This is a genomic window from Cupriavidus sp. CuC1, from assembly GCF_044627735.1.
GTDB lineage: Bacteria > Pseudomonadota > Gammaproteobacteria > Burkholderiales > Burkholderiaceae > Cupriavidus > Cupriavidus ulmosensis.
Genome location: NZ_JBIUHC010000194.1, coordinates 1 through 17042, shown reverse-complemented (window position 1 = coordinate 17042; position 17042 = coordinate 1). Strand labels below are relative to the sequence as shown.

Sequence of the window (17042 nt, the reverse complement as noted above, 5' to 3'; positions counted from 1 at the left end):
GCCCGCCATCGCGGTCCTGCGCGGCCTGGCGGCGCGTGGCCACCAGATTGCGCAAGCCACGGCGCAGGCCCTTGCGGCGCGGCGCGCCATCGGTGCCGGCGCCGCCTTCGGCGCCATTGCCGGCATCGCCGGCCGGCGTATCCGCCTGGCGGACGTCTTGATCAGAATCGGACAAGGTATTCACATTCGGATGTTGCATGGTGTTCAGTTGGACACGCGCTGGTCGTGCTCGTCGTGCTCGCTGGGGTGCGCCGGATTCGTCTTGGACGCCCCCGGGACTTCGGATGCCTGCTCGCCGGAGTCCACTTGTACGTGGTAACCGTTGGCGGGCGTGTCCGTTTGCTCATTTGTTTCACCGTCTGCGACGGCTTGCTCGTCGGCTGTGTCGCCAGGCCGTGCGCCGGTGGGCTCGGCGGACACCGGCTCGCTCCCTGGCTCGTTCCCTGGCTCACTGTCTGGCTCCGGCGTCGCCGGCACTTCCGCCTCGGCCTCGGGCGTGGGTGGGAACCCAGCTTCCGCTTGCACCAAGGCTTCCTTCTTTTCAAACGCATCCACCAGATCGGCGATGCCATCCGCGGCACCGGCCGCGAGAACATCGGGTGCAACCACTTCGGAATGGGTCGATTCACCCTCCCCGGCATCGGCCACAGCCTCTGCGGCAGCCTCGGCCTGATCATCGCCAGGTTCCGCGAATGCCTCTTCGTCGCTATCCGCCGGCACAGTGCCCAGCGCCTCGAAATCGATTGGCTCCTGGTTCAGCAGCGCGACCTGCGCCTGGGCCTGGATGTCTTCCAGCGGCGGCAATTCATCGAGCGTACGCAGGCCAAGGTCATCAAGGAAATTCTTGGTGGTGGCATAAAGCGCGGGCCGCCCGGGCACGTCACGGTGGCCGATCACCTCGATCCAGCTACGGTCCTCGAGCTTCTTAACGACCTCGGTGCTGACCGCGACACCGCGGATTTCCTCGATATCGCCTCGCGTGACCGGTTGCCGGTAGGCAATGATCGCCAGCGTCTCCATCACGGCGCGGGAGTACTTGGGCAGCTTTTCAGGATTCAGCCGGTCCAGGTATTCGCGCATGACAGGGCGGCTCTGGAAACGCCAGCCACTGGCCAGTGCCACGAGTTCCACGCCGCGTTGCTCCCAGTCGCGGCGCAGCTCTTCGAGCAGCACGCGAATGGTGTCGGCACCGACGTCGTCGGCAAACAGCCGGCGCAAGTCATTGACGCGCAAGGGTTCCTGCGCGCAGATCAGCGCGGTCTCGAGGACGATCTTCGCCTCTTGGGTATTCATGTTGATTGCGTGCAGCCTGTCTTTGCACCTGCGCCCCGATTGATCCCGGGCGCACTGGAGATTGCGGGTTCAGCGGTAGGGATTGCCACCGCCATCTGGCCGCGCAGCCAACCGCATGCTTGTTGCATGCCAGCCGTGCGCTTTCTTTTATTGCATCGGGTGCCGGACCTGACCGGCAGGAGATCGCCCGGCCACCGGCTTTACCTGCCAGTCGACGGAGCCCTTGCGTCGCGCCTTCCCCCTGATGTGGCGGACCTGTCCGGCGCGGCGTTTATCATCGAACGCGCCGGGTGCAAGAAAATACGGATATCGGGCCTGCTGGCCTATTTCACCCCGCCCTGCCGTGGCTGGTCTTTTGAACCGAATCTTTTGAACCGGACGGCGGTTGGGGAACGGTCCCTGGCGCTGTTGCCTGCCCGGGTGTTCCTGGCATGCATCCCTGAGCAGCGGATGCTACCTGACGATGCCACGATGAAATACGCTGCGCGATATCGCTGTTCTTGCGATTGTATGACATTCCCTGGCAAACCTGCAACCGATTCGCACAGCTACCTCATCGAGGAAGTGACAGATACGCCACGAACAACGTTTCAGAAGACCAGGCAGAATCCATGCGCGGCAAGCGTCTGGGGCAAAAGCAGCGCGCGCGCCACCCCGGCCAGGCCAAAGGCCACCACCGCGAGGCCGGCGCCGGCCCGTAGCGCCGGGCGGCGCGAAAGCTGCCTGAGGTAGCCGGACAGGCCCGAGATGACCAGCAGGTTCGGCAGGGTGCCCAGGCCAAACACGGCCATCACCAGCGCTCCAGACGGGGCATTGCCGGCCAGCAACGCCATGGCAAGTGCGCCGTACACCATGCCGCACGGGACCAGCCCCCAGGCCAGCCCCATGCCGTAGCGGCGCAGCAACCGCCCCTGCCCCCGCGCCCGGGCCACGGCCGGCAAGCACGCGCCGACGGCGCCAAGGCCGCGCAGCAAGCCGCCCGCGGCGCGGGCGGCAAGCCGCTCCAGCCAGCCAGTACCCATGGTCCGCCCGCGCAACATCCACAGGCCCGACAACACCAGCATCACGCTGCCCACCCCAAACAGCCAGCGCTGCAGCGGCAGGTACTGCGCCCCCCAGACGCCAGCCCCCAGGGCGCCAAGCAAGCCCCCCAGCACCGCATACATGCTGAGGCGCCCGGCATGCATGACGAGCAGTTCCAGCAACCAATGGCCGGGACGCCGGAGCACCGTGGCAGGCACGCGCGCTACGCCGCCCTGCTCCGCGGCCAGCGCGATCCCGCCGCACATGGCGGCGCAATGCACGCCGCCCAGCAAAGCCAGGGTAAATACGCTGATTAGCACGCCTATGGTCAACTTCTCCTCCCAATCACACAATCGCAACGTCCGGCGCGGTAAAATGCGCCCAACGCGCCCCCGCAGCTTCAAGAGGCGCTATCAACATGAAGCCCAGCGCCCGCGCCAGTTCGCGCGTTCGCAAAACAACATGACGACGGGCACGGCAGGCCGCGCTGCACAGATAGCGCACCGCCGACAGACCCGCGCGCCGGGCCGATGTGGATAGCGCTTCCCATCGACGACTCTCAACGTCAAGCTCTCAACTCAATGCGCCTGCCACACCGCGCTTGATTGACTGCGCTAAACCGACAGGCCTCAATTGCTCACCTCCATTCCTATTACCGAGATGTCGCCCCGCTGCTCCACCTGCTCGCTCGGCCAGCTCTGCCTGCCCGTCGGCATGACGCAGCAGGACCTCGAAAAGATGGATACGCTGGTGCAGGACCGGGTGCGCGTACGCAAGGGCGAAACCCTGTACCGCCTCGGCGACCCTCTCACCGCCGTCTACGCGATCCGCTTCGGCACGCTCAAGACCCACCTGACGATGGAAGACGGCCGCTCGCAGATCACGGGCTTCCACCTGCCCGGCGAAGTCGTCGGCCTCGACGGCCTCGGCGAGATGCAGCACGCATCGGACGCCACCGCGCTGGAAGATACCGAAGTCTGCGTGGTGCGCTTCGGCGATCTCCAGACGTTGTCCAACGTCCTGCCTTCCCTGCAGCATCAGTTCATGCGCCTGATGAGCAAGGAGATCTCGCAGGACCAGGTCATGTTGATCACGCTCGGCTCGATGCGCGCCGAGGAGCGGCTTGCCGCTTTCCTGATCAACCTGTCCGAGCGCTTGTCCGCGCGCGGCTATTCGGCCTCCGAGTTCGTGCTGCGCATGAGCCGCGAGGAAATCGGCAGCTACCTCGGGCTCAAGCTCGAAACCGTCAGCCGCCTGTTCTCGCGCTTTGCGGAAGCTGGCCTGATCCAGATCCGCCAGCGCCACGTCAAGCTGGTCGACATGGTGGGGATCAAGCAGATCGTCAACAAGTCCTGCTGACGTGCACGTCGCAAGCCGCCCTCGCCTGCGGCGGCCCGCCGTGATGCCGCGCCTTCTGGCCTGAACCGGCAAGGCGCGCATCGCACTCATTCCAGCTCGTCCGTGTCCGCCAGCCGCGTGGGCATGGTGTACAGCGTCAAGCCGCTCGACAGCGAGCAGAGCACCCACGCGATCAGGAATCCCACGGTGTAGACCGCCTCCCGCGATGCCTCGACCGGCTGGCCGAAAAAGCGCAGGTCGCCAGGATCGACCATGGAGAACACCAGCGCGGTCGTCAGCCCGGCAACCAGGAAGGCGGGCCACAACACCCACATCAGCCAGCGCAGTCTCATGATCACCTCGCTTGCGCCGCAACCGGCGTTGCCCGGCGTGCCGCGCTGCCCGCCTTCTCGACCACCAGGCCGTGCCGCGACACGCCTTCCACAATGGGCGGGTCCGGATGGGTCATGGCCAGCCAGATCGTGACCCCGCAAGCCACCATTGCCACCAATGGCCCGCTCATCAGCAGCCACGGCCATGGCTCCTTCCACCAGGGATTGCTTTGCTGCGTCATCTGGCCTCCTGTAGATCTAGATCGCGCATGTTGCGTATGGATCGGTGCATCCAGCGTGCCGTGCCGCCTCATAGATTGCGCGGCACGATAAAGCTGGTGCTCTGTCGAATCTCTGCGCCATGGCTCCCCGTGCCCTCATCGGGCACCGCGGTCACCGTGACCTCGATCCTGTGCGTGCCCTGCTCCGCTGACTCGATCGGCACGCGCACCCGGATGGGAACCAAGCGATTGGACGTGGGCTCCAGGTTGCCGGCAGCGTGGTCATACTCCACGGCCAAGCCCTTCAGCGCATTGCTGCCCGCGCTGACGGCGACGCGCATCGGCGCCTCGGTCGTGTTGATCAGTTGCAGCCGGTACACGTTCTCGATCCAGCGCCCTTCCACTTCCCGCCCCAGCGCGCCGCGGTCGCGGATGATGTCGACCTTGAGCGGCGTGCGCATGGCCAGCGAGGCCATGAAGCCGACGACCAGCGCCAGCCAGATCACCGAGTAGATCACCGTGCGCGGCCGCACCAGGCGCTTGCGCGCCACGGTCTCGGAGAGCGCGCCGCGCATGGCGTTCTCGGATGTATAACGGATCAGCCCGCGCGGGTACGCCATCTTGTCCATGACCTGGTTGCAGGCGTCGATGCAGGCGCCGCAGCCAATGCAGTCGTACTGCAGGCCATCGCGGATATCGATGCCGGTGGGACAGACCTGCACGCAGATGCTGCAATTCACGCACGCGCCCAGCCCCGCTGCCTTGTGGTCCGCCTTGCGCGAGCGGCTGCCGCGCGGCTCGCCACGGCCCACGTCATAGGTGACCACATAGGTGTCGCGATCGACCATCACGCTCTGGAAGCGTGCATACGGGCACATGTACTTGCAGACCTGCTCGCGCATGAAGCCGGCGTTGCCCCAGGTGGCGAACGAATAGAACAGCATCCAGAACGTTTGCCACGGGCCCAGCGAGAGGCTCAGCACCTGCCCGCCCAGCGCGCGGATGGGCGAGAAGTAGCCGACGAAGGTAATGCCCGTCCACAGCGCGATCACGATCCAGAGCGCGTGCTTGGTCGCCTTCAGGCGCAGCTTGCGTGCGCTCCACGGATCGCCGTCCAGGCGGATGCGGGCAAAGCGGTCGCCCTCCACATGCCGCTCGATCCACATGAAGATCTCGGTGTACACCGTCTGCGGACACGCGTAGCCGCAGAACAGCCGCCCCGCGATCGCCGTGAAGAGAAACAGCGAGAGCGCGGAGATCACCAGCAGCACGGCAAGGTAGATCACGTCCTGCGGCCACAGCACCAGGCCAAAGATATAGAACTTGCGCGCGCCGAGATCGAACAGCATGGCCTGGCGGCCGTTCCACTGCAGCCAGGGCATGCCATAGAAGAACAGCTGGGTCAGGACCACCATCCAGACCCGCCAGCTCGAGAACGCGCCCGACACCGAGCGCGGATAGATCTTGCGGCGGACTTCATACAGGGTCTCATCCGAAGTCTGCTCATCCGCCGTCGCGGCTGCGGGCTCTCGATGCGGCGCCCATGCGGGCCCGTTTGATCCAAGCGGCTCCGGTCCGGGGGCGTTCATCGGCGATCACCCCCGCCGCGGTGCGGGCCCGGCCGACAAGCACAAGCGTGGTGGCTCATTGCCTGCTCCCCTCGCCTGCGCCGCTCCCGGTGTTGGACAGGCCCCAGACATAGGCGGTCAACATGCGGATACGCTCCGGCGTGAGGATTTCTTCGTGCGCCGGCATATGGTTGTTATGGCCCTTCAGGATCGCGTCGACGATGCTGGCCTCCGAACTGCCGTACAGCCACACGCGGTCCGACAGGTTGGGCGCGCCAAGCGCCTGGTTGCCCTTGCCGGTGGAACCGTGGCAGGCCGCGCAGGTGGACTTGAACGTGCTCTCGCCGCGCGAGGCGCGGATCGGGTCGTAAGCCAGGCCGGAGAGCGAACGCGCGTATTGCGCCACGTCGCCGGCGAGCTTGCCGTCGATGGTCGAGGCGAACGACGGCATCACGCCATTGCGGCCCTTGGTAATGGTCTGCGCGATGGTCTCGGGATCCCCGCCGTACAGCCAGTCGTTATCGGTCAGGTTGGGAAAGCCGCGGCTGCCGCGCGCATCGGAGCCGTGGCATTGCGCGCAGTAGTTGAGAAACAGGCGTTGCCCGATCTCGCGCGCCGCCGGGTCGGCCGCCACCTGCTTGACGTCCATGTGCATGTACTTGCCATAGACCTCCCGCTGCAGTTGCTCGGCCGCCTGGCGATGCGCCTCCAACTCGACCCGACTGGAGGTCTTGAGCACGCCGGCGTAGGAACCCAGGCCGGGGTACAGCACCAGGTAGCCCAGGCCAAAGATGCACGCCAGCAGGAACATCCACATCCACCAGCGCGGCAGCGGGTTGTTCAGCTCGCGCAGGTCGCCGTCCCACACGTGGCCGGTGTCTTCGGCGGCGCCAGCGACCTTGGTGACCTTGCGTTGGGAGAACAGCAGCCACACGCACCAGACGATGCCGACCAGCGCGATGGCGGCAATGTAGTAGCTCCAGAAATCCGTGAAGAAGTCGCTCATGACTCAGTATTCCTGCTTGGTGTTGTTTGCGCCGCCGGCATGGCGCGCGATGCGGTAGCCGGCATCGACGTTCTCGTCCAGCGGCTCGGCGGGCAAGGCGAACGGCAGCATGGCCGACTCCTGGTTGGCGGCCTTGCGCCCGGACGACCAGGCCCACCAGCAGATGGCGATGAAGGCAGCCATCGAGACCACGGTGGAAAGCGCGGTGATCATTGCCATGGCTTACTCCTTGGCCTGCGTGGCCGCGGGCTGCGCCGCGGCCGCGGTATCCACGCGCACATTGCGCTTGGCGATGCCAAGCTCCTGCAGGTAGGCGACCATCGCGTCTTCCTCGGTCTTGCCGGCCAGCGTGGCGGGCGCCTGCTCGATCTCGGCGTCGGTGTACGGCACGCCGAGGCGGCGCAGCGCACGCATGCGGTCGCGGACATCGTTGGCCTGCAGCGGGGCTTTCTCGAGCCACGGGTAGGACGGCATCACCGATTCGGGCACCACGTCGCGCGGGTTGCGCAAGTGGATGCGCTGCCAGTCGTCGGAGTAGCGCCCGCCCACGCGCGCCAGGTCGGGACCGGTACGCTTGGAGCCCCACAGGAAGGGATGGTCGTAGACCGACTCGCCAGCCGTGGAGTAGTGGCCATAGCGCTCGACATCGCCCTGCAGCGTGCGCACCTGCTGCGAATGGCAGCCCACGCAGCCCTCGCGGATATAGATATCGCGGCCCATCAGGCGCAGCGCGGAGTACGGCTTGATCCCCGCGTCGGGCTCGGTGGTGGAGTGCTGGAAGAACAGCGGCACGATCTGGACGAGCCCGGCGATGCTGACCACCAGGATGGTGCACAGGATCAGCCAGCCGATGTTCTTCTCCAGGGTCTCGTGCGTAAAGAAGCTTCGTTTTTCGGACATCGTTTCTATCCTGGAATGATCAATGGGCGGAGGCGGCAACGCTGGCCGGGATCAGTGCGTCCACCGCGGGCTTGCCGATGATGGTCCGGGCCACGTTGTAGGCCATCAGCAGCATGCCCGAGAGGAAACACAGGCCACCCAGCAAGCGGATCAGGTAGAAGGGATACTTGGCCTTGACCGCTTCCACGAAAGCGTAGGTCAGGGTGCCGTCGGGCTGCGTGGCGCGCCACATCAGGCCTTCCATCACGCCGGCGATCCACATCGAGGCGATGTACAGCACCACGCCGATGGTGGCGATCCAGAAGTGCAGCTCGATCAGGCGCACGCTGTACATCTCCTTCTGGCCAAAGAGCCGCGGGATCAGGTAGTAGAGCGAGCCGATGGAGATCATCGCGACCCAGCCCAGCGCGCCGGAGTGCACGTGGCCGATGGTCCAGTCCGTGTAGTGCGACAGCGCGTTGACGGTCTTGATCGACATCATCGAGCCCTCGAAGGTCGCCATACCGTAGAAGGACAGCGCCACCACCAGGAACTTGAGGATGGGATCGGTGCGCAGCTTGTGCCAGGCACCCGACAAGGTCATGATGCCGTTGATCATGCCGCCCCACGAAGGCGCGAGCAGGATCAGCGAGAACACCATGCCGAGCGATTGCGCCCAGTCCGGCAGCGACGTGAACTGCAGGTGGTGGGGACCGGCCCACATATAGGTGAAGTTGAGCGCCCAGAAGTGAACGATCGACAGGCGGTAGGAATAGATCGGGCGGCCGGCCTGCTTGGGGATGAAGTAATACATCATGCCCAGGAAGCTGGTGGTCAGGAAGAAGCCCACCGCGTTATGGCCGTACCACCACTGCACCATGGCGTCCTGCACGCCGGCATAGGCCGAGTAGGACTTCCACATGCCCACCGGCATCTCGGCGTTGTTGACGATATGCAGGATGGCGATGGTCAGGATGTAGGCGCCGAAGAACCAGTTGGCCACGTAGATGTGCCGGGTCTTGCGCTTCATGATGGTGCCGAAGAACACGATGGCGTAGGCCACCCACACCAGCGTGATCAGGATGTCGATCGGCCATTCGAGCTCGGCATATTCCTTCGAGCTGGTGATGCCCAGCGGCAGCGTGATAACCGCGGCCACGATCACCAGTTGCCAGCCCCAGAACGTGAATGCCGCCAGCGGGCCACAGAACAGCCGCGCCTGGCAGGTGCGCTGCACGATGTAGTAGGAGGTGGCGAACAACGCGCTGCCGCCGAAGGCGAAGATGACCGCATTGGTGTGCAGCGGGCGCAGGCGTCCGAAGGACAACCACGGCGTGTCGAAATTAAGCTCCGGCCAGATCAACTGTGCCGCGAGCAGAACGCCTACGGCCATACCGACAATCCCCCAGACTACCGTCATGACGGCAAACTGCCGCACGACGCCGTAATTGAAGGTGTCGGCGCGAGAATACGCGGCGGTGACAGCCATTCAGACCCCCAGATTGGATAAACATGAATTGATGTTGTGACTGTAGGAAAAGAGGGGGATGGGCGTCTTGATCTGTATCAAGCGGTATGGGAATGGGGGGAACCTGGAGGCGTAGGAGGCGTTTCGGGTTGGGTTCTGATGCCCACCGTGGCACGCGTAACCTGCAGTCGCTTGGCTATCTCACTATTTGGCTCGCCCGCTGCAGAAACCAAAAGCGATGCGTGCCCGTGCAACCAGCGACGCCGGGAAACTCCGCGAACGCGCCATCGAGGCAAGTTGGGACCGCTCGTCTTCACGCGGGGGTGTCTCTCTAGGGCGGGGTTTTGATGCTTCTAGCTGCTGGCGCGGCTGTGCGGTGTTGCCGTTTTAGAACGTGTGAGATGTCACTTTTCTTTACTCGTAAAGAAAAGTAACCAAAAGAAAGCGATCCTTGCAGGAGGCTGGCATGGCGACATTGGGAACCCCAATGGTTTCGTCGTACGGCCCCGGATTCTAACGGACTCGTGCCGTTACCGGTTCAGGGCACCACGACGCTGCCAATGCCCAGGGATTCGTGGTGGCCCCCACCGGTAGCAACCACCACGAACTTCAAGCCGTCTGTCGCTCGCGGCGCTGGCGGCCACGAAGTTGCAGGCGTCCCGTTTCCGTCGTGGGCGCGGTGGCACCGAAAAAACAATGCCGAGGCATTCACCACCGCGTCCACCCCACCACGAAACCATCACGGCGTGATATATCGTGGCGCTTCGCACCGGTGCCGGCAGATGTGTGGATGAGCAGGGATGCCGCTACCGAGCAGCCTCACCACGAAACCGGTGTCATCCGCAGGATCGTGGCCATTTAAACCGGTAACGGCATGAGGCCATTAGAACCCGGGGCCTGACGACGAGACCACCGGGCTACGCAACCCCGACAAGCCAGCCTCCTGCAGGGATCGCTTTCTTTTGGTTACTTTCTTTACGAGGGCGAGGCGAGTAAAGAAAAGTGACATCTCACACGTTCCAAAACGGCCAACACCGCACAGCCGCGACAGCAGCTAGAAGCATGAAAACCCCGCCCACAAGAGACACTCCCGCGTCAGCGAGCCACAAGCAATACACATCGCCCACTTCCCCCCAACCTACAATTCCCGCTCCAATCTCAACAGACTTTGCGAACGAATCAGCGGAACGGGATACAAGCTGCTGGCGCGGCTAGGCGGGGTTGGCCGTTTACGCGAATGGAGACATTTCCAGGCTTCTAGCCCCGCTGACGCAGGGGTGTCGCTTGCCCCCCATTCAACCAACCCCAATTCACGGCCTATAATTCACGGCCTATCGTTATCAAGAAGAATCGCCTCCCCCGGCCTATCAAGATCATCATACTGTCCCGCATGCAGCGCCCACCAAAGCGCGCCCGCAATCACGGCAACCAGCACCAGGCTCATCGGCACCAGCAGGTAGAGCATGTCCATGGCGTCAGTCTCCGAGCTTGCCGGCGCGCAGCAGGCGCCAGGCATTGGCCACCACCAGCAGCGACGACACGGACATGCCGATGCCCGCCATCCAGGCGGTGACATAGCCGGTTGCCGCCAGCGGGATGGCGATCACGTTGTAGGCAAAGGCCCAGGCCAGGTTCTGGCGCACCACGCGACGCGTGCGGCGGGCCATCTTCAGCGCGTTCGCGATCTCCGCCACGCGGCCATGGGCCAGCACGGCGTCGGCGCCCGCCTGCGCCAGCGGCGCGCCGCTGCCGATGGCGATTGAGACTTGCGCCTGTGCCAGCACCGGCGCATCGTTGATGCCGTCGCCCACCGCCAGCACCACGGCGCCGCCGCGCTGCAGGTGCGCCACGTACTCGCGCTTGCCTTCAGGCGTGACGCCGCCCTCGCGGCGCGAGATCTGGAAATGATCGGCCCACCAGCCGACCGTGGCCGGCGTATCGCCCGACACGAGATGGCAGCGCACGCCAAGCGCGCGCAGCTCGCTGAGCAAGCGCGCGGATTGCTCGCGCGCGACATCGGCCAGCGCGAACACCGCCAGCGCGCCGGCAGCACTGCCCAGCCACACCAGCGTGGCGCCGCGGCGCTCGCTGCCGGCAAGCTCGGCATTTGGGCCGCCGGCGTTGCCGTGCTCGCACAGCGCGTCGACGAACTCGCGACGGCCAAGGCGGTAACGCCGCCCATCCACTTCGGCTTCGAGGCCCTGCCCTGGCACATTGCGCATGGCGTCGATGGCAAGCGTCTCGTGCGCAAGGCCTTGCGCCTGCGCAGCCTCCACGATGCCCCGCGCGATCGGGTGCTCGCCGGAGCGTTCCATGGCCGCAGCCAGCCGCAGGCTGGCTGCGGCATCGGCATCGCCCAAGGGCTGCGTGCGCACCAGCGCGAAACGCCCTTGCGTAAGCGTGCCGGTCTTGTCGAGCATCACGTCCGTGACGCTGGCCAGGGTCTCCAGCGCGTGGCCGCGCGTCAGCAGCAAGCCACGGCGCGACAGCGCGGCCCCGGCCGCGGCCAGCGCTGCTGGCGTGGCCAGCGAAAGCGCGCACGGGCAGCTCACCACCAGCACGGCCACCGTCACCAGCAACGCACGCGCGGGATCGATCCATGTCCACCAGACTGCGCCGGTCACGGCCGCCAGCACCAGCAGGATGGCGACGAACCAGCCCGCCACGCGGTCGGCCACCGTGGCCAGGCGCGGCTTCTCCGCCAGCGCACGGTCCAGCACGGCGACGATCTCCGCCAGCCGGGTGCCCGCCCCTACCTTGGTCACGCGCAGCTCGAGCGGACTCGTGGTATTGAAGCAACCTGCCAGCACAGCGTCGCCGGTGCCGCGCGGCACCGGCCGGCTCTCGCCGGTCAGCATGGACTCATCGAGCTCACTCGCGCCAGCGATCACCGTGGCATCGGCGGGCACTACCTCGCCCGCCTTCACGCGGATCAGGTCGCCGGGGCGCAGGCGCGCCACCGGCACCCGCTCGCCCACGCCGCCCTCGGCCCGCAGACGCTCGCAGGTGGCGGGCAACTGCCGCGCCAGCATCTCGGCGCCACTGCGCGATGCCTGGCGCACGCGCAGCTCCAGGTAGCGTGCCAGCAGCAGGAACGCCACGAACATGGTGACGGAATCAAAGTACACCTCGCCGGTGCCGCGCAGCGTCGCCACGGTGCTGGCGATAAAGCCTGCGCCCACGCCCAGCGCCACCGGCACGTCCATGCCCAGGTGGCGCTGCCTGAGGCCGCGCCACGCACCGGCGAAGATCGGCGAAGCCGAGTACAACACCACGGGCAAGGTCAGCACCAGGCTGGCCCAGCGCATCAGTTGCAACTGGCCGGGATCGATGGCGGCTTCATGGGTGTAGATGGGCCATGCGTACATCATCACCTGCATCATGCCGAGCATGGCCACCGCCATGCGCATCAGCAAGCCACGGCGCGCATGGCGGTCCTGCCGGTCCGAGCGCGAGACCTCGAACGGCCACGCCAGGTAGCCGATGCCAGCCAGCGCGGCGAGCAAGGCGGAGACCGGCCGTTCTGCCGCGCGCCAACGCACCACCACGCGGCGCGTCGCCACATTGGCGATCACCGATTCCACACCGGGCAGGCTGCCCAGGTGCTGCTCGATCAGCCAGGCGCAGGCGGCGCAGCGAATATTCTCCGGCGCCAGGGTGATCTCGGCCCGGCGTTCGTCCAGCGGGCGCACGAACTGGGCCCGCAATTCCTCGGTGTCATAGGCGGCCCAGACGGGCTCGGCCTCGCGCCGCGCCGCGTCGTCGATCGGCCGGGCAAAGCGGGCCTGGTCGCCATAGAGATGGCCGAACCCGGCTGCGTGCAGGGTCTGCGCCAGGGCCTGGCAGCCACCGCAGCAAAAAGCCTGTTCCTCGCCGTTGATGCTGGCGTGCAAGGACGGCTCGCCGGACGCGAGCGGCTGTCCGCAGTGGAAGCAGCCCACGCGCCCGGCGGCCGCGGGCGCGCCGCCTGCGCGTGCAAGCGGCAGATTGGGCAAGGAACGGGCAGGATAGGCTGGGGCTGGGGAAGTCGGCATCGGGACTCTTTTTTACCAACTGCATGGTAAGAGTCCCGGTGGCAAGCTGCCTTGATACAGATCAAGCGGGAGGCTGGGCGGCGCATGGCGCGCCGCTTGCGCAGGGCTTCAGGTCAGCGAGGTGTCGACCGTGCGGCGTGGCGCTTCCAGGTATTCGCGCGACTGCATCTCGATGATGCGCGACACCGTGCGGCTGAACTCGTTGGCCATCTGGCCTTCGGTGTAAAGTTCGTCCGCCGGCACTTGCGCCGAGATCAGCAGCTTGACCTTGTGGTCGTAGAACACGTCGATCAGCCAGGTGAAGCGGCGGGCCTCGGACGACATGCGGGGCGTCATCTTGGGCACGTCGGAGAGGATCACCGTGTGGAACTCGGTGGCGAGCTCGAGGTAGTCGTTCTGCGATCGCGGGCCGCCGCACAGCGTATTGAAATCGAACCAGACCACCCCGCCCGCCTTGCGCAGCGCACGCAGTTCACGGTGCTCGATATGCAGGATGGGAGATTCGTCGGCCACACCGGCAATGCTGGTAAAGGCGTGACGCAGGGCCGAGCTGGCCTCGGGCCCCAGCGGCGTGTGATAGGCATCCACCTGCTCCAGCGCGCGCTTGCGGTAGTCGATGCCGGCGTCCACATTGAGCACGTCGAGCTTTTGCTGTAGCAGCGCGATTGCCGGCAGCACGCGGTCCCGGTGCAGGCCGTCCGGGTACAGCAGGTCCGGCCGGTAGTTGGAGGTCATCACGAACTGCACGCCGTTCTCGAACATCTGCTGCAACAGGCGGTGCAGGATCATCGCATCGGCCACGTCGCTGACGTGGAACTCATCGAAGCAGATCAGGCGAAACCGCCGCGCAATGCGCTTGGCCAGTTCGTCCAGTGGATCCGGGCGCCCGCGCAGCTCTTCAAGCTGGCGATGCACCTCGCGCATGAACTCGTGAAAGTGCAGCCGCGTCTTGCGCACCACCGGCACGCAGGTATAGAAGCTGTCCATCAGGAAGGACTTGCCGCGCCCTACCCCGCCCCACAGGTACACGCCCTTGGGCACGTCCGGGTGCACCAGCAGTTTTTTCAGCGTGCTGTTGCGCCGGCTCTTGTAGGCCACCCACTCGTCATAGCATTGCTGCAGGCGCTCGACGGCGCGCAACTGCGCGGGGTCGGTGGTGTAGCCGCGTTGCTTCAGTTCCTGCTCGTAGTACTCACGGACGTTCATGCTGACTGCTTGCCCTGGATGCCGGGAGGCGCCGGCTTGAATGAGGATCGGGGCGCGTGACAGGGCAAACTCCCCTGCCGCCCCGAAAGCGAAAACGGCGCGCCGCTGTGGCGGCGCGCCGGTACTCAACAATACGAAGGCTTAAGCCTTGAAACCTTACATATTGAGCTGGCGCTTGTCGACAGCGAGTGCGGCTTCGCGCATGACTTCCGACATCGACGGATGCGGATGGCAGGTGCGGCCGATGTCTTCGCTGGCGGCCTTGAACTCCATCGCCACCACGGCTTCGGCGATCAGGTCGGACGCATTCGCAGCAACCACGTGCACGCCCAGGATCTCATCGGTCTTGGCATCGGCCAGCATCTTGACGAAGCCGTCCGAATGCCCCATGCCCAGCGCGCGGCCGTTGGCCATGAACGGGAACTGGCCGGACTTGTACTCGCGGCCTTCGGCCTTGAGCTGCTGCTCGGTCTTGCCCACCCATGCGATTTCCGGGAAGGTGTAGATCACCCACGGAATGCAGTTGTAGTCGATGTGCGGCTTCTGGCCGGCGATGCGCTCGGCAACGGCCACGCCTTCGTCCTCGGCCTTGTGGGCCAGCATCGGGCCACGCACCACGTCGCCGATGGCCCACAGGCCCGGCACCTTGGTGGCGCAGTGATCGTCCACCTCAATAAAGCCGCGCTGGTCGGCAGCCATGCCGATGGCGTCGAGGCCGAGGTTGTCGGTGTTGGGCACGCGGCCAACCGACACGATCAGGCGATCCACTTCCAGGGTCTGGGCAGCGCCGTCCTTGTCGGTGTAGCTGACGGTGACGTTGTCCTTGCCGGTCTTGACTTCGTTGACCGTCACGCCCAGGCTGAACTTCAGGCCTTGCTTGGTCAGCAGCTTCTGCGCTTCCTTGGCCACGCCTTCGTCGGCGGCGCCCAGGAACGCGGGCAGCGCTTCCAGCACGGTCACTTCGGCGCCCAGGCGGCGCCACACGGAGCCCAGCTCGAGGCCGATCACGCCGGCGCCGATCACGCCCAGCTTCTTCGGCACGCTGGCGAACTTGAGCGCGCCTTCGTTATCGCTGACCAGCACGTTATCGACGGGAACGCCCTGCAGGTGACGCGCCTTGGAGCCGGTGGCGATGATGACCTGCTTGGCCGTCACGACTTCGGTGCCGGCCTTGCCGGCGACTTCGACCTGGAAGCCCTCGGCGGTCTTGCCGACGAACTTGCCGTAGCCCTTGAGCAGCGTGACCTTGTTCTTGCGGAACAGGAACTCGATGCCCTTGGTCATCTTGCCGACGATATCGTCCTTGCGCTTGAGCATCTTGGCCACGTCGACCTTGACGTCGCCAACGGTGATGCCGTGGTCAGCGATGTGATGCTGCACGTTCTCGAACTCTTCCGAGGAGGCCAGCATTGCCTTGGAGGGGATGCAACCCACGTTCAGGCAGGTGCCGCCCAGGCGCGGTTCGTCCTTGGGATCGTCGTAGGCATTGCCTTCGCAGCAGGCCACGTTCAGGCCGAGCTGGCCGGCACGGATGGCGGCGATGTAGCCGCCGGGGCCGGCACCGATCACCAGCACGTCGAATTGTTTACTCATGGAGATTCCTTTTGCAGCCACGGCGGGGCAACGTCGCCCGCCAGGCCGCTTTCAACTCTTCGGTCCGTCATGCCCGAGCGCGCCGCGCCCGTTGACGGGCATGGCGGGAAAACGCGGGCAAGACCTCAGGCTTTGCAGATGATTACAGGTCCAGCAGCAGGCGTGCCGGATCTTCCAGCGCGTCCTTCATGGCAACCAGGCCCAGGACGGCTTCGCGGCCGTCGATGATGCGGTGGTCGTAGGACATGGCGAGGTAGTTCATCGGACGGATCACGATCTGGCCGTCTTCCACCACCGGGCGGTCCTTGGTGGCGTGCACGCCCAGGATCGCGGATTGCGGCGGGTTGATGATCGGGGTCGACAGCATCGAGCCGAAGGTGCCGCCGTTGGAGATCGAGAACGTACCGCCGGTCAGCTCTTCCAGCGACAGCTTGCCGTCGCGGGCCTTGGCGCCGAACTCAGCGATCTTCTTCTCGATCTCGGCCAGGCTCATCTGGTCGGCGTTGCGCAGGATAGGCACCACCAGGCCACGCGGCGAGCCCACCGCGATACCGATGTCGAAGTAGCCGTGGTAAACGATGTCGTTGCCGTCGATCGAAGCGTTGATCAGCGGGAACTTCTTCAACGCGTGGACCGCGGCCTTGACGAAGAAGGACATGAAGCCCAGCTTCACGCCGTGTTCCTTCTCGAAGCGGTCCTTGTACTTGCTGCGCAGGTCCATCACCGGCTTCATGTTCACTTCATTGAAGGTGGTGAGGATGGCGTTGGTGCTTTGCGATTGCAGCAGGCGCTCGGCGATACGGGCGCGCAGGCGGCTCATCGGCACGCGTTCTTCCGGGCGGTCGCCCAGGGCGGCGAAATCCACCGGGGCGGAAACCTGCTGCAGCGCCGGCTTGGCGGCGGCCGGAGCCGGAGCTGCCTTGGCGGCCGGTGCGGGAGCGGGAGCAGCGGTCGCGGCCAGCACGTCGCCCTTGGTGATGCGGCCATCCTTGCCCGTGCCAGCAACCTGGCCGGCGGACAGGCCGCCTTCGGCCATCAGCTTGGCGGCCGAAGGCATGGCCACGGCGCCGGCTGCTGCCGG

14 protein-coding genes and 3 pseudogenes are annotated in these 17042 nt (G+C 65.6%); 1 reads left to right on the top strand and 16 read right to left on the bottom strand.

All coding sequences use genetic code 11. The features are described from left to right. From ACGLHR_RS45050 to ACGLHR_RS45040, 3 genes and pseudogenes are all read right to left on the bottom strand, one after another. Positions 1 to 199, bottom strand: a pseudogene (locus ACGLHR_RS45050) (23S rRNA pseudouridylate synthase B); the annotation flags it as partial. Between the two features lie 5 nt (positions 200 to 204). Then, on the bottom strand, positions 205 to 1293 hold the full coding sequence (scpB, locus tag ACGLHR_RS45045) for an SMC-Scp complex subunit ScpB (RefSeq protein WP_400102311.1): 1089 nt from the start codon (positions 1291 to 1293) through the stop codon (positions 205 to 207). A gap of 590 nt (positions 1294 to 1883) precedes the next feature. Continuing rightward, positions 1884 to 2648: a sulfite exporter TauE/SafE family protein gene (locus tag ACGLHR_RS45040; protein ID WP_400102310.1), complete on the bottom strand. Its 765-nt coding sequence runs from the start codon at positions 2646 to 2648 to the stop codon at positions 1884 to 1886. Positions 2649 to 2949: 301 nt separating this feature from the next. On the opposite strand from ACGLHR_RS45040, the gene fnr reads away from it, so the two are divergent. Continuing rightward, positions 2950 to 3675, top strand: a complete 726-nt coding sequence (gene fnr, locus ACGLHR_RS45035) for a fumarate/nitrate reduction transcriptional regulator Fnr (RefSeq protein WP_318236672.1) — start codon at positions 2950 to 2952, stop codon at positions 3673 to 3675. 86 nt (positions 3676 to 3761) lie between these two features. On the opposite strand, the gene ACGLHR_RS45030 is transcribed toward fnr, so the two are convergent. The 13 genes and pseudogenes from ACGLHR_RS45030 to odhB form a co-directional block, all read right to left on the bottom strand. After that, positions 3762 to 4007: a hypothetical protein gene (locus ACGLHR_RS45030; protein ID WP_043421572.1), complete on the bottom strand. Its 246-nt coding sequence runs from the start codon at positions 4005 to 4007 to the stop codon at positions 3762 to 3764. A 2-nt stretch (positions 4008 to 4009) separates the two neighbouring features. Further along, positions 4010 to 4228 (bottom strand): hypothetical protein, encoded by a 219-nt coding sequence (locus ACGLHR_RS45025; protein WP_400102309.1) that lies wholly within the window; start codon positions 4226 to 4228, stop codon positions 4010 to 4012. Positions 4229 to 4296: 68 nt separating this feature from the next. Continuing rightward, positions 4297 to 5796 carry a cytochrome c oxidase accessory protein CcoG gene (gene ccoG / locus ACGLHR_RS45020; RefSeq protein ID WP_400102308.1) on the bottom strand — a complete coding sequence of 500 codons (1500 nt, stop codon included), beginning with the start codon at positions 5794 to 5796 and terminating at the stop codon, positions 4297 to 4299. Positions 5797 to 5851: 55 nt separating this feature from the next. After that, the gene (gene ccoP / locus ACGLHR_RS45015) at positions 5852 to 6781 is read right to left on the bottom strand and encodes a cytochrome-c oxidase, cbb3-type subunit III (RefSeq protein WP_400102307.1); all 930 of its coding nucleotides are present in this window, start codon (positions 6779 to 6781) and stop codon (positions 5852 to 5854) included. Positions 6782 to 6865: 84 nt separating this feature from the next. Then, positions 6866 to 7000 (bottom strand): annotated as a pseudogene (locus ACGLHR_RS45010) (cbb3-type cytochrome oxidase subunit 3); the annotation flags it as partial. Positions 7001 to 7003: 3 nt separating this feature from the next. Further along, the gene (ccoO, locus tag ACGLHR_RS45005) at positions 7004 to 7681 is read right to left on the bottom strand and encodes a cytochrome-c oxidase, cbb3-type subunit II (RefSeq protein WP_400102306.1); all 678 of its coding nucleotides are present in this window, start codon (positions 7679 to 7681) and stop codon (positions 7004 to 7006) included. Positions 7682 to 7700: 19 nt separating this feature from the next. Then, entirely contained in the window at positions 7701 to 9149 is a 1449-nt protein-coding gene (ccoN, locus tag ACGLHR_RS45000) for a cytochrome-c oxidase, cbb3-type subunit I (protein WP_400102305.1), read from the bottom strand. Between the two features lie 140 nt (positions 9150 to 9289). Further along, positions 9290 to 9416: pseudogene (locus tag ACGLHR_RS44995) on the bottom strand (helix-turn-helix domain-containing protein); the annotation flags it as partial. Between the two features lie 1036 nt (positions 9417 to 10452). Beyond that, positions 10453 to 10599, bottom strand: a complete 147-nt coding sequence (gene ccoS / locus ACGLHR_RS44990) for a cbb3-type cytochrome oxidase assembly protein CcoS (RefSeq protein WP_267603577.1) — start codon at positions 10597 to 10599, stop codon at positions 10453 to 10455. Positions 10600 to 10603: 4 nt separating this feature from the next. Beyond that, positions 10604 to 13162 (bottom strand): heavy metal translocating P-type ATPase, encoded by a 2559-nt coding sequence (locus tag ACGLHR_RS44985; RefSeq protein WP_400102304.1) that lies wholly within the window; start codon positions 13160 to 13162, stop codon positions 10604 to 10606. 108 nt (positions 13163 to 13270) lie between these two features. Continuing rightward, the gene (zapE, locus tag ACGLHR_RS44980) at positions 13271 to 14368 is read right to left on the bottom strand and encodes a cell division protein ZapE (protein ID WP_400102303.1); all 1098 of its coding nucleotides are present in this window, start codon (positions 14366 to 14368) and stop codon (positions 13271 to 13273) included. 156 nt (positions 14369 to 14524) lie between these two features. Continuing rightward, positions 14525 to 15961, bottom strand: coding sequence for a dihydrolipoyl dehydrogenase (gene lpdA, locus ACGLHR_RS44975; protein ID WP_400102302.1), 1437 nt, complete (start codon positions 15959 to 15961; stop codon positions 14525 to 14527). A gap of 142 nt (positions 15962 to 16103) precedes the next feature. Continuing rightward, positions 16104 to 17042, bottom strand: a 939-nt coding sequence (gene odhB / locus ACGLHR_RS44970; protein WP_400102301.1) for a 2-oxoglutarate dehydrogenase complex dihydrolipoyllysine-residue succinyltransferase, incomplete at its 5' end; no start/stop codon positions are given.